We start from the raw sequence: 13,081 nt of genomic DNA on the forward strand, positions 1-13,081 counted from the left end.
AAATTCCTCGATGTATGCGTGTGTTTCGTTGCGGGTAGGCTGACCCGCGGCGCGCATCCTTGTGCGCGGCCCGCGGGTGCCGACGAATTACTTGGTCAGAACAAAGCCCTTGAGCTTGGAGAACGCAGCGTCCAGCAGCGCCTTCTGTTGCTCGTTGTGCTTTGCGTAGTAGCCCACCGCCGGCGAAGCCGAGGCGGGACGACCGGCATAACCGAGCTTCTGGCCTTCCGTCATGTTTTCCATGATGTAGTGCTGCACGAAGAACCAGGCACCCTGGTTCTGCGGCTCGTCCTGGCACCACAGGATTTCGGTCGCGCCCGGATACTTCTTGAGTTCCGCGGCAACAGCCTTGTGCGGGAACGGATACAGCTGTTCCATGCGGATGATCGCCGTGTCGGTGGCACCGCGCTCACGGCGGGTGTTGACCAGGTCGTAGTAGACCTTGCCCGAGCACATGATCACGCGCTTGACCTTGCTGGCATTCAGTTCCTCGTGATCGGGGATCACGGTCTCGAAATGACCCTTGGCCAGATCGGACAGCGGCGACACGGCATCCTTGCTACGCAGCAGCGACTTCGGCGTCATGATCACCAGCGGCTTGCGGAACAGACGGATCATCTGGCGACGCAGCAGGTGGAAGATCTGGGCCGGTGTGGTCGGCTGGACAACCTGGATGTTGTGGTCGGCGCAGAGCTGCAGGAAACGCTCGATACGGGCCGAGCTATGTTCCGGACCCTGGCCTTCGTAGCCGTGCGGCAGCATCATCGTCAAGCCCGATGCGCGACCCCACTTCACTTCACCCGACGAGATGAACTGGTCGATCACAACCTGGGCGCCGTTGACGAAGTCGCCGAACTGGGCTTCCCAGATCACCAGCGCGTTCGGTTCGGCGGTCGAGTAGCCGTATTCGAAGCCGAGCACGGCCTCTTCCGACAGCACCGAGTCGATCACCGTGAACGGTGCCTGGTTTTCCGACACGTTCTGCAGCGGCACGTACGAGCCGGCATCCCAGCGCTCGCGAGCCTGGTCATGCAGCACGGCGTGGCGGTGCGTGAAGGTACCGCGGCCGGCGTCCTGGCCGGTGATACGCACCGGGTAGCCCGAGGCCACCAGCGAAGCGAAGGCCAGGTGCTCACCCATGCCCCAGTCCAGCATCTGCTCGCCACGGCCCATGTTGGAGCGGTCCTTGACGACCTTCTCCACCAGCGGGTGCAGCTTGAAGTGCTCGGGAATCGTGGTGATGCGCTCGGCCAGACGCTTCAGTTCCGTCATCGGCACGGCGGTGTCGGCAGCGTCCGTCCACTTGCGGTTCAGGAACGGCATCCAGTCCACGGCGAACTTGTTCTTGAAGTTCGACAGGACCGGGTCCACCGTGTGCTTGCCCGCATCCATGGCGGCACGGTAGTCCTTGACCAGCTCGTCGCCGAACTCGGCTGCGGTCAGGTTCTGCGCCACCAGTTTGTCGGCGTACAGCTTGCGCGTACCCGGATGCTGGCCGATCTTCTTGTACATCAGCGGCTGCGTCATGGCCGGCGTGTCTTGCTCGTTGTGGCCCAGCTTGCGGAAGCAGATGATGTCGACCACGACGTCCTTGTTGAATTCCATGCGGAAATCAACGGCCAGCTGCATGGCGTACACCACGGCTTCGGGATCGTCGCCGTTCACGTGCAGCACCGGCGCCTCGATCATCTTGACCACGTCCGTGCAATACAGCGTCGAACGGGCGTCACGCGGGTCCGACGTGGTGAAACCGATCTGGTTATTGATAACCAGATGCATCGTGCCACCCGTGCCGTAGCCGCGGGTCTGCGCGAGGTTCAGCGTTTCCATCACCACGCCCTGGCCTGCAAAGGCCGCGTCGCCGTGCACTTGCACCGGCAGCACTTCCTTGTGGCCGACGTCGCCGCGGCGTTCCTGGCGAGCCTTGGACGAGCCTTCGACCACCGGGTTGACGATTTCCAGGTGCGACGGGTTGAACGCGAGCGACAGGTGAACCGGGCCGCCTTCCGTCGAGACATCGCTCGAGAAGCCCTTGTGGTACTTCACGTCACCGGCCGGCAGGTCGTCGACGTGCTTGCCTTCGAATTCGGCGAACAGGTCGGCCGGCATCTTGCCCAGCGTATTGACCAGCACGTTCAGACGGCCACGGTGAGCCATGCCGATCACGATTTCCTGCACGCCCTTGGTGCCGGCGTGCTGGATCAGTTCGTCCATCGCGGCGATGAAGCTCTCGCCACCTTCGAGCGAGAAGCGCTTCTGGCCGACGTACTTGGTGTGGAGGAATCGCTCCAGGCCTTCGGCCGCGGTCAGGCGGTCGAGGATGTGCTTCTTCTTCTCCAGCGTGAACACGGGCTTGGAACGCGTGGTTTCCAGGCGCTCCTGCCACCAGCGCTTCTGCGCCTGGTCGCTCACGTACATGAACTCGGCGCCAATGGTGCCGCAGTACGTTTCGCGCAGGTTGTTGAGCAGCTCGCGCAGGCTCATCGACTCCTTGCCGAAGTACGTGTTGCTGGCATTGAAGACGATATCGAGGTCAGCCTCGGAGAAGCCGTAGAACGCCGGATCCAGGTCAGGCAGGGGCGGACGCTCCTGGCGCTTGAGCGGGTCGAGGTCTGCCCAGTGCGAGCCGATGTTGCGGTAAGCGGCGATCAGCTGCGTGGCAGCGACGCGCTTGCGGCCCATATCGGAATCGGCCGAGGCAACAATGGTCTTGATGGGGCCCTGCTTGGCGCGCTCGGCGAACGAGGCGACGATCGGTGCGTGGGGAATATCGCGGGCGTTGGAACCATCCGCAGCCGGGACATTCTGCATCGCGTCGAAATACGCGCGCCAGTTGTCGGGAACCGAGCTGGGATTCTGGAGGTAGGCCTCGTACAGCTCTTCCACATAGGGGGCGTTGCCGCCGAAGAGGTACGAATTGCTTTGATACTGCTGCATCATGGGGCGCTCACTATTCTCCGGGAATGCCGGAGTTAAGCGGGTTCATCAACCTTCCGCGACACGGCTCGACCGGTTAGCGGATTGCAAACAACTCTTGGGGGCCCAACGGTTACCACCTTGAACGAACGGCACCTTGTCAGGTGCCGCTAGTTTTCGGTCTCGCCGCCAGACCCGAAAGGGCAAGTTGTGCGGGGAAGGACCTAAGTCTTCACTCGCGAAGCATAGCACGTTTGCCCAGAACTCGTAGGGACTTTTCGTGATGCAAAACAAGACGGACTGTTCAGGACTGTGGCGCGATCTGATCGACCGCATCGGTGATCAAGCCATCCAGCCCCCATGACAGCAGGTTCGCTGCCCTCGCCGGATCGTTGACCGTGTAGCAGAGCACCTTGAACCCGGCTGAATGCGCGGCGCCGATGACAGCGGCATCGAGTTCGCGGTGGTTGGCGTCAAGCGCCACGCATTCCAGCCGGCGCAGCCGCTCGAGCCAATCTGCAGGCAATGTATCCAGCAACAAGGCACGCGGGAGGTCTGGCGCCACCTGATGCGCCGCCTCCAACGCCACCTCCGAAAACGAGGACAGCAATGGCGGCGTGCCAGCACCCTTCCACATCGAAAGTGCATCAAGCGCCACGGCAGCACCGGTCCGATACTCGGTCCCCGGCACCGGCTTGATTTCTATATTGACCATGAAGCCATTGGCCTGCGTATAGCGAGCAATGGCCGCCAGCGTCGGCACCGGCTCGCCTGCGTACGCGGGACTGTGCCAGCCGCCAGCATCCAGCGCCGCCAGTTCGCCCAGCGTCAGCGCATCGACACGCCCTTTGCCGGTCGTAGTGCGATCCAGCGTCGCATCGTGCATCAGGATCGGCTTGCCGTCGGCAGACAGCTTCACGTCGAACTCGAACATCCGGTAGCCGAACGACGCACCGTGCCGAAACGCGGCCAGCGTGTTTTCGGGAGCCAGCTTGCCCGCGCCGCGATGGGCGATAAAGCGGGGATAGGGCCAATTCGTCATGCCTGAGCCTCGATACGCTTGCCCGACTGCACGTCAAAGAAATGCAGATGCTCGGCCGACGCCGTGATCGGCAGCTTGTCGCCGGCACGCACCTGCATCTGGCTGTCGAGCCTGACCACGATGGGCTGGCCACCGAGCGAACCGTAAGCGAACGAATCCGCGCCGAGCGCTTCTACCACCCGCACATCCAGTTCGGCGATTGCCTCATGCACGGCACAAGGCTCGATGTGTTCGGGACGTAATCCCATCAGCGCCTGCTCGGGCAGATGCAGCCCCATCGGCAGATGTCCCAGCGTTGCCGCCGTCTGCCCGTCCTTGGGCTGGACCCGCATTTGCGCCCCGCCCTGCCCGCTTCCGTTCCGCGCCACCGGCACCAGGTTCATCGGCGGCGAACCAATGAAGCCGGCGACGAACGTGCTGGCCGGTCGCGCATAGACTTCCAGCGGCGTGCCGATCTGCTCCACCCGGCCGCCATTGAGCACCATCATGCGGTCCGCCAGCGTCATGGCCTCCACCTGGTCGTGCGTCACATAGAGGCTGGTCGTCTTGAGTCGGCGGTGCAGATCCTTGAGCTCCAGCCGCATCTGCACGCGCAGCTTGGCGTCGAGGTTCGACAGCGGTTCGTCGAACAAGAACACCGATGGCTCGCGCACGATCGCACGGCCCATCGCCACGCGCTGCCGCTGTCCGCCGGATAACGCGCGCGGTTTGCGCTCGAGCAGCGACGCAAGTTCCAGGATGCCCGCCGCGTGCTTGACGCGCTGCTCGATCTCGCCCTTCGACATCCCACGGATCTTCAGCCCGTACGCCATGTTGTCGTACACGCTCATGTGCGGATAGAGCGCGTAATTCTGGAACACCATCGCGATATCACGCGCGGCCGGCTCCAGATCGTTGACGACGTTGTCGCCAATATGGATCTCACCACCGGTGATCGTCTCGAGGCCCGCCACCATGCGCAGCAGCGTGGATTTGCCGCAGCCGGACGGCCCGACGATCACGATGAACTCGCCGTCGGCGATTTCCATGTCGATGCCGTGCACGACCTGCGTGCCCCCGGCATAGGTTTTCTGAACGTTGCGAAGAGACAGCTTTGCCATGGAATGACCTTATTTTTCCGTTTCCACGAGGCCCTTGACGAACCAGCGTTGCATCAGCACCACCACCACTGCCGGCGGAATCATCGCCAGCATCACGGTGGCCATCACGAGGTTCCAGTCGGTAGCGGCATCGCCCGAGCGGGAAATCATCTGTGTCACGCCCACCACCACGGGTGTCATCGACTTCTGCGTGGTGATCAGCAATGGCCAGAGGTACTGGTTCCAGCCATAGATGAACTGGATCACGAACAGCGCGGCGATGCTGGTGCGCGACAGCGGCAGCACCACATCCCAGAAGAATCGCAGCGGCCCGGCCCCGTCGATGCGGGCGGCTTCGGCCAGTTCATCCGGGATCGTCAGAAAGAACTGCCGAAACAGGAACGTGGCGGTGGCCGATGCGATGATGGGAATCGTCAGGCCGAAGTAGCTATCCAGCATGCCGAGGTCAGACACCACCTTGTAGGTCGGCAGGATACGCACTTCCACCGGCAGCATCAGCGTGATGAAGATCATCCAGAAGAACGTCTTGCGCAGCGGAAAGCGGAAGTAGACGATCGCGAAGGCGGAAATGATCGAAATCGCGATCTTCCCCAGCGCAATGCCCAACGCCATGATCAGGCTGTTCTTCATCATGGTCGAGACCGGCGAAGCGGCCTCGCCCACGCCCTGGAACAGCACGGTGCGATAATTTTCGATCAGATGGCTGCCCGGGATCAGCGTCATCGGTGCATCGAGTACCTGCTCGGCCGTCAGCGTCGACGCGACGAAAGTCAGGTACACCGGAAATGCCACGACCGCGATGCCGACGATCAGCACGAGGTGGGTAATAAAGTCGAGTACGGGACGTCGTTCTACCATGGCTGGCTCCTCAATACTGGACTTTGCGTTCCACGAATCGGAACTGCACCACGGTCAGCGCGATCACGATCACCATCAGCACCACCGACTGCGCGGCCGAGCCACCAATATCCATGCCACGGAAGCCGTCATGGAACACCTTGTAGACGAGCGTGTTCGTCGAGTTGAACGGGCCGCCGTGGGTCACCGCATCGATGATCGCGAAGGTATCGAAGAAGGCGTAGACCATGTTGATCACGAGCAGGAAGAAGGTGGTAGGCGACAGCAGCGGGAACACGATCGACCAGAAGCGCTTCCACGGGCCCGCGCCGTCGATGGCCGCGGCCTCGATCAGCGATTTCGGAATGCTCTGCAGCCCGGCCAGGAAGAACAGGAAGTTGTAGCTGACCTGCTTCCATGCCGCGGCCAGCACCACCAGCAGCAGTGCCTGGTTGCCATTGAGCAGGAAGTTCCAGTCCACGCCTGCCTTGCGCAGCGCGTAGGACACCACACCCAGGGTTGGGTTGAACATGAACATCCAGAGCACGCCGGCCACGGCAGGCGCCACCGCGTACGGCCAGATCAGCAGGGTCTTGTAGCCAGTGGCGGCGCGCACGACACGATCGGCGAAGTACGCCAGCAACAGCGCCACGGACAGGCCCACCACCGTCACGCCAATGGCGAAGATCGCGGTGGTCTGGAAGGACTCGATGTACTGCGGGTCCTTCCACAGCGTAACGAAGTTATCGAGTCCGACGAACTCGAGATGGATGCCGAAGGCATCCTGCTGCAGCATCGACTGCCACAGCGCTTGCCCAGCGGGCAAAAAGAAGAAGATCAGCGTGATGGCGATCTGCGGCAGCACCAGCAGATACGGCAACCACGGAGAGCGAAAGACGACGCGCTTTTCCATCGAGGGGTTTCCCAAAACAAACGCAAACGGGCGACGATTGTGCCGCCGCCCGCTTCAGCTTCATCACCGCAGGGGCTTATTCCCTGGCGGTCTTCTGGAAACGCTCCAGCAGTTCGTTGCCACGCGCCACGGCGTTGTCGAGCGCGGCCTTCGGCTCCTTCTTGCCAGCCCACACCGCTTCGAGTTCCTCGTCGATCACGGTACGGATCTGCACGAGGTTGCCGAGACGCACGCCGCGCGATTTGTCGGTGGTCTTCACAACCATCTGCTCGACCGACACATCGGCACCCGGGTTCTTGTCGTAGTAGCCCGACTTCCTCGTCATCTCATACGCAGCCATCGTCACCGGCAGGTAGCCAGTGGCCTGGTGCCAGTCCGACTGGATCTCGGGCCGCGACAGGAACGTGAAGAACTTGGCCACGCCCTTGTACTCGTCGGCCTTCTTGCCGCCCATCACCCACAGCGATGCACCGCCGATGATCGTGTTCTGCGGCGCGCCCGGCACGTCCGGGTAGTACGGCAGTTGCGACACACCAAACTGGAACTTGGCATTCTTGCGGATATTGGCCAGCGATGCGGACGAGCCCGTGAACATCGCGCACTCGCCGTTGTAGAACTTGGCCTGCGACTCCGCCTTGCGGCCGCCGTAGCTGAAGTAGCCCTTCTTCACCATCTCCTGCAGGTTCGTGATGTGCTTTACGTGCAGCGGGCTATTGAAGACCAGCCGTGCGTCGGTGCCGCCAAAACCGTTGTTCTTCGTGGCGAAGAGCGTGTTGTGCCAGGCGGAGAAACTCTCCAGGTGCACCCAGCTCTGCCAGTCGGTGGTATAGGCGCAGCTCTGGCCCGACGCCTTGAGCTTGGCCGAATACTGCATCACCTCGGGCCAGGTCTTGGGCGGGGCGGAAATGCCCGCCTTCTTGAAGGCATCCTTGTTGTAATAGAAGACAGTCGTCGAGCTATTGAACGGGAACGACAGCATCTCGCCCTTCGACGACGTGTAGTAACCCGCCACTGCCGGGATGTACGCCTTTTGGTCGAACTTTTCGCCAGCGTCCTTCATCACCTGCGACACCGGCTTGATGGCGCCCTTGGCGCTCATCATCGTCGCGGTACCCACCTCGAATACCTGCAGGATGGCCGGCGCGCCGCCCGCGCGGAACGCCGCAATGCCGGCTGCCATGGTCTCGTCGTAATTGCCCTTGTTGACCGGCACGATCTTGTAGTCAGACTGGCTGGCGTTGAACTTGTCGGCAATCTCATTGACCTTGTCGTTCAGCGCGCCCTGCATGGCGTGCCACCACTGGATCTCAACAGCGGCATGGGCCGTACCGGCCAAGGCCAGGGTTGCAACGGCGGCGAGCTTCAACGCGGTGCGTGGAAAAGACATTGGCATTTCTCCTGAGGCTGTGTTCGGTCCGACCAATTTTTTTGAAAAAGCGACCGACTGTATGCATTTTTTGTGACAGGCATGTTACGCCGCTCTTATGTCACGGCAAACAGGGCAAACCCGCCTTGCCGAAGAGATTGTTGCGGCATATTGACACTGCGCAACCATCGCCCTTGCAACAAGGACGCAGATACAATTCGCCGCCATGACCTCGCCCCAACCTTTCTCCGCCCTGCCCGACGCCGCCCTGCGCCGCGTGCGCGGCATCCTGACCGACATTGACGGCACGCTGACCACCGATGGCCGCCTGCCCGCGGCCACGTATCTGGCATTGGATCGCCTCACCCGTGCCGGGCTGCATGTGATTCCGGTAACTGGGCGATGCATCGCATGGGCGGAGATTCTGACTCGTCTGTGGCCGGTTGACGCAATCATCGGCGAAAACGGCGCCTTTTACTCGCATCTGCGTAACGGCAAGCTGGTTACCCGTTTTCTGGACGAGGCGGAAACGCGCGATGCCAACCTGTTTCGCATCCACGCGCTCGGCCAGGAAATCCTGCGCGAGGTCCCCGGCTGCGCACTGGCATCGGACCAGGCATGGCATGCTGCCGATCTCGCGATCGACCATGCCGAGGACGTCCCGCCGCTGCCGCAACGAGCAGTCGACCGGATCGCCGAGATGATGCGCGAGGCTGGCATGACAGCAACGATCAGTTCGATCCATGTGAATGGATGGTTTGGGCACCACGACAAACTATCGATGAGCCGGCTGTGTGTAGAGGAACTCCTCGGTGACGACATCGACGCCAATCGCGACGAATGGCTGTTCATCGGCGACTCGGCCAACGACGTCGCGATGTTCGGCCACTTCCCGCTGTCGGTCGGCGTTGCCAACGTGAGTGACATCCTCCACCTGCTGCCGCACAAACCGGCCTACGTCACCAATGCATCCGGTGGCGAGGGTTTCGCCGAAATGGCGGAAAGGTTATTGGGACTGAGGCAGTTGGCCTGACGGTCGTCAAGCAAGGCTGAAGTTCTCCTGGAGCGGGTAGCTATCTCAAGATTCTCGCCCGTATAAGCATTGCTGCGCCGCAACGGCGTGGAATGCCAATACTCCAGGAGAACAATCAATGACGAACAAATCTCGCACATCGCCGCGCGCGAGGTACGCTGCTGTGGCGCTGCTCGCGGCCATTGCCCTGAGCGCTTGCGGAGGCGCTGGCGACGGATATCAATCCTCCCAGCCCGTGACCACGTCCGGTGCGCCCTCGACTCCGGAACCCTCTCTGCCCTCGGCTCCGGAACCCTCTCCGCCCAAGCCAACCAACGTCATGACACCGGCCTGCAGTCATTGCGGAGTGGTCGATGCGGACAACTACGCGGGGACCGGGGTGGGCGTCTGGCACGGCATCAATGCCACTGCAGACACTGTGGATATGCCAATTCACATTTCGGGATTGAAGGGCCAGGACGTGACGCTAGTCTTCACCAACCACACCGGCATTGCGCGGACCATGCCGAACATCTCGCTGACGACTTCGCAAATGCCGAGCATCGTCGCTAGCGCGCTGCGGTGGGACAACGGCACACAGGAAACCAAGCGCCGCATTTCCGACTTCAACCGTGAAGGCTGGGTCGCGCTCGCCGGCACGCGTGGCAGCACACCCCACTATTCCACTACAAGCGAGCCGACTCCTGCTGCGGTGGGTGATGTGAGGACCTGGTACCACGCTGACAATTCCGAGCGGTCAGCCATACTTGTGCGTCAGCAGGCAGCCTCCGATGGCACCACAATCAACGTCTGGGTTGAAGAGTCGGAGAACGATGCCACCAAGGTACATTCGGACATCGTTGCCCGCCTCGCAGACGGCTTCGCCTCGAAAGGAAAGATCTACGACATGCTGAAGTCGGTGGGTGGCCCGCTCTGGGGGCCACACGCCTACTTCGACGTGATCTCCGCCACCGGACAGCCGATCGATATCGTCATCCTGAACTTCGACCACAATGAGAAGCCGTTTGGTGGAATCGGCTACTTCTACGGACGAAACGCCATCAAAAAAGCGGCGAGAACCAATCCATACAGCAACGAATCCGTATCCCTGTATCTGGATGCCGAGACGCTCTATCTGGGCGGCGAAGTTGGCATGAGGACAATGCTGCTGACCATGGCGCACGAGGCCGTGCACGCGCAGAACTTCTACCGTCGCGGGATGCTCATGGGTCCGAAGTACAGCTTCGACGAGTGGCTGGAAGAGGCTTCGGCCATGATGATGGAGGACCTCGCAAGCCTCTCGATCGACGCAAACTACAACGCAATCCGCGACGTTCGTTTCCGGGACTACATTGGCTACAAGGCCGGCTCTTACAACTGCGGCCTGACAACGTGGACACCGTTCGCCGCGTCATGCGACAGCTACTCGGTCTCCGGCTCGCTCGGCGGATTCCTGAACCGACAACTCGGACTCGATTTCTACAAGATCTTGCTGACCGACACGAGCAGCAACTCAGTGGCCGTACTCGACTCCGCCATTCGCTCGGTGCAGCCGGAATCGAGCCTCGGAGAGCAACTACGTCGGTTCGGCGCGACTTCGGGCGCGCTGATGAAATCCCCTAGCCCTGCCGGCTTTGGCTTCCCGGAACGACAAGACGGCCCGTTCACGCTTCCGCTGATCGATCCGCAAGCGCTCCTGCCCCTCCGGACACTGACGCAATCGATACCTGCCACTCTCGAGGCATACGCTAACCTGCCGGTGGTCCGTTCCGCAGTGAGCGGTGCATACAGCGAAACCGTGAAGGTTCCTGCCGGCTCCACGCTGTCTGTCGTGATTCAATAGTGAATACGGGGGCTGCGCAGCGGCCCCGCATTTCCGGAGACACCGCATGAGAGCAAGCCTCGGCGCGCTGCTCGCCGCAATCAGCATCGCAGCATGTGCGACAAACTCGCCGGCAGTCGCGCGTCAGACATTGGTGGGTGAGATCTACGTCAAGGGGAACGACCCTTTCCCGACCGTCATGCTCGAGACCAGTGACATGACCTTCTGGGAGCTGAGCGGCGTTGCCATCGCGGACGCTCGTGCGCTGACGGGCAAACGCGTGACGGCGCGGGGGAAAATCGAGCGGCCGCCGGGCCCCGATGTCTGGCTCCCGTCGCTGCGCGTCGACAGCGTGCCCGAGCTGGTTAGTCCCTGAATGGAAACCACCAAGCAAAAAAGAGAGGCCCCGCGAACGCGAGGCCTCTCGATTCAGGGCCACAGACTTACGGGTCTGCGATCAGTCGAACCCAAGCTCCTGCAGCTTGCGGGTAATGGTGTTCCGACCGATGCCGAGCCGCGTCGCGGCCTCCACGCGACGTCCGCGCGTGACACCGAGCGCGGCTTCCAACACCGCTTTCTCGAATCGCCGCGTCAGCGCATCCATGACTTCGGGCTGCCCCGATTCGAGCATCGACTTTGCCTCGCCAGCCAGCAGCGTTTCCCAGCTTGCCGAAACGGCGCTCGCCGCAAATGCCGACGCTGACGACGTGGCCGAAGAGACCATGGGCGGTCTCGTGGCGACCATCGTGTCACCCTCGCCCGCGGCATGCGTGCCGTAGTCAGAAACTTCCGCGGCCTCGTACTCTCCCGACGACCTCGACTCGCTCGGTGAACGCATCGGCGACACACTACTTTCGCCGTACCCCGCCTCGATCATCTCGCGCGGGAAATCCTTGACCTCGATGGTCTGCGCCGGCGCCATGACGGTCAGCCAGTTGCAAAGGTTCTCGAGCTGGCGTACGTTGCCGGGGAACGGCAGCGTGCTGACGTAGGCCAGTGCGTCATCGGACATGCGCTTGGTTTCGACGCCAAGCTCCTTCGCGCTCTTCTGCAGGAAATGGCGGGCCAGCAGCGTGATGTCCTCCGGCCGCTCGCGCAGCGGCGGCAGGCGCAGGCGAATCACATTGAGACGGTGGAACAAATCCTCGCGGAACAGCCCTTCCTTGACGCGCGTCTCGAGGTTCTGGTGCGTGGCGGCAATGACGCGCACATTGGCGCGCAACGGATTATGCCCCCCCACCCGATAGAAATTTCCATCCGAAAGCACACGCAGCAGGCGCGTCTGCAAATCAAATGGCATATCGCCGATTTCGTCGAGGAACAGCGTGCCACCTTCGGCCTGTTCGAAGCGACCGCGACGCATGGTCTGCGCGCCGGTGAACGCGCCACGCTCATGGCCGAACAGCTCCGATTCGAGCAGATCCTTGGGAATCGCCGCCGTATTCAGCGCAATGAACGGACCATTCGCGCGCGGGCTGTGCTTGTGCAACGCACGCGCCACCAGTTCCTTGCCGGTACCGGACTCGCCGGTGATCATCACGGTGACGTTCGATTGCGACAGACGACCGATCGCGCGGAACACGTCCTGCATCGCCGGGGCCTGGCCGAGGATTTCCGGCGCATCGACCAAGCGATCGTCCATTTCCTCCTCGCGCAGGCTTTCCTCGAGCGCCCGGCGAATCAACTCGACTGCCTTGTCGACATCGAATGGCTTGGCCAGATACTCGAACGCGCCCCCCTGGAACGCGGCCACGGCGCTATCCAGGTCCGAATAGGCCGTCATCACGATAACGGGCAGGCCCGGATGCCGCGCCTTGATGGCCTGCAGCAGATCCAGGCCAGAACCGCCGGGCATTCGGATATCCGAAATCAGGACCTGCGGCTCGTCCTCTTCCAGCGCCGCGAGCACGTCGCGCACGTTGGTAAAACTGCGGGAGAGCAGGCTTTCACGGGCAAGGGCCTTTTCCAGGACCCAGCGGATTGATTGATCGTCGTCGACTATCCAGATCGGCTTCATGTGCGTCGCTTGTCTGCTCGGTGTCATGTGGTCTCCCGTATTCCCTGCTGATGGCA

Annotated in this window: 10 protein-coding genes; 3 read left to right on the top strand and 7 right to left on the bottom strand. The window is 62.0% G+C overall.

The genetic code is table 11. The annotated features are described in order from the left end of the window. Positions 1-87: 87 nt before the first annotated feature. The 6 genes from K6G35_RS09345 to ugpB form a co-directional block, all read right to left on the bottom strand. A complete protein-coding gene (locus K6G35_RS09345; protein WP_008644258.1) occupies positions 88-2,940 on the bottom strand; it encodes a 2-oxoglutarate dehydrogenase E1 component in 2,853 nt (950 codons plus the stop codon). Between the two features lie 280 nt (positions 2,941-3,220). Beyond that, positions 3,221-3,958 (bottom strand): glycerophosphodiester phosphodiesterase, encoded by a 738-nt coding sequence (ugpQ, locus tag K6G35_RS09350; RefSeq protein ID WP_008644256.1) that lies wholly within the window; start codon positions 3,956-3,958, stop codon positions 3,221-3,223. Further along, positions 3,955-5,058, bottom strand: a complete 1,104-nt coding sequence (locus K6G35_RS09355; protein ID WP_008644255.1) for a sn-glycerol-3-phosphate import ATP-binding protein UgpC — start codon at positions 5,056-5,058, stop codon at positions 3,955-3,957. The genes ugpQ and K6G35_RS09355 overlap by 4 nt, the downstream gene beginning before the upstream one ends. Before the next feature lie 9 nt (positions 5,059-5,067). After that, entirely contained in the window at positions 5,068-5,916 is an 849-nt protein-coding gene (ugpE, locus tag K6G35_RS09360; RefSeq protein ID WP_008644254.1) for a sn-glycerol-3-phosphate ABC transporter permease UgpE, read from the bottom strand. Between the two features lie 10 nt (positions 5,917-5,926). Then, a complete protein-coding gene (gene ugpA / locus K6G35_RS09365; protein ID WP_008644251.1) occupies positions 5,927-6,808 on the bottom strand; it encodes a sn-glycerol-3-phosphate ABC transporter permease UgpA in 882 nt (293 codons plus the stop codon). 76 nt (positions 6,809-6,884) lie between these two features. Next, complete coding sequence (ugpB, locus tag K6G35_RS09370) at positions 6,885-8,195, bottom strand: sn-glycerol-3-phosphate ABC transporter substrate-binding protein UgpB (RefSeq protein ID WP_008644248.1); 1,311 nt, start codon at positions 8,193-8,195, stop codon at positions 6,885-6,887. Positions 8,196-8,400: 205 nt separating this feature from the next. Here ugpB and K6G35_RS09375 point away from each other — a divergent pair, with 205 nt between their 5' ends. From K6G35_RS09375 to K6G35_RS09385, 3 genes are all read left to right on the top strand, one after another. Next, positions 8,401-9,207 carry an HAD-IIB family hydrolase gene (locus K6G35_RS09375; protein WP_495675602.1) on the top strand — a complete coding sequence of 269 codons (807 nt, stop codon included), beginning with the start codon at positions 8,401-8,403 and terminating at the stop codon, positions 9,205-9,207. A gap of 118 nt (positions 9,208-9,325) precedes the next feature. Then, positions 9,326-11,029, top strand: coding sequence for a M30 family zinc metallopeptidase (locus tag K6G35_RS09380; RefSeq protein WP_495675603.1), 1,704 nt, complete (start codon positions 9,326-9,328; stop codon positions 11,027-11,029). Between the two features lie 46 nt (positions 11,030-11,075). Next, positions 11,076-11,384 (top strand): hypothetical protein, encoded by a 309-nt coding sequence (locus K6G35_RS09385; RefSeq protein WP_495675604.1) that lies wholly within the window; start codon positions 11,076-11,078, stop codon positions 11,382-11,384. A gap of 81 nt (positions 11,385-11,465) precedes the next feature. On the opposite strand, the gene ntrC is transcribed toward K6G35_RS09385, so the two are convergent. Beyond that, entirely contained in the window at positions 11,466-13,025 is a 1,560-nt protein-coding gene (gene ntrC / locus K6G35_RS09390) for a nitrogen regulation protein NR(I) (RefSeq protein ID WP_008644242.1), read from the bottom strand. Positions 13,026-13,081 lie beyond the last annotated feature (56 nt).

It is taken from the genome of Cupriavidus sp. HY129, assembly GCF_059492215.1.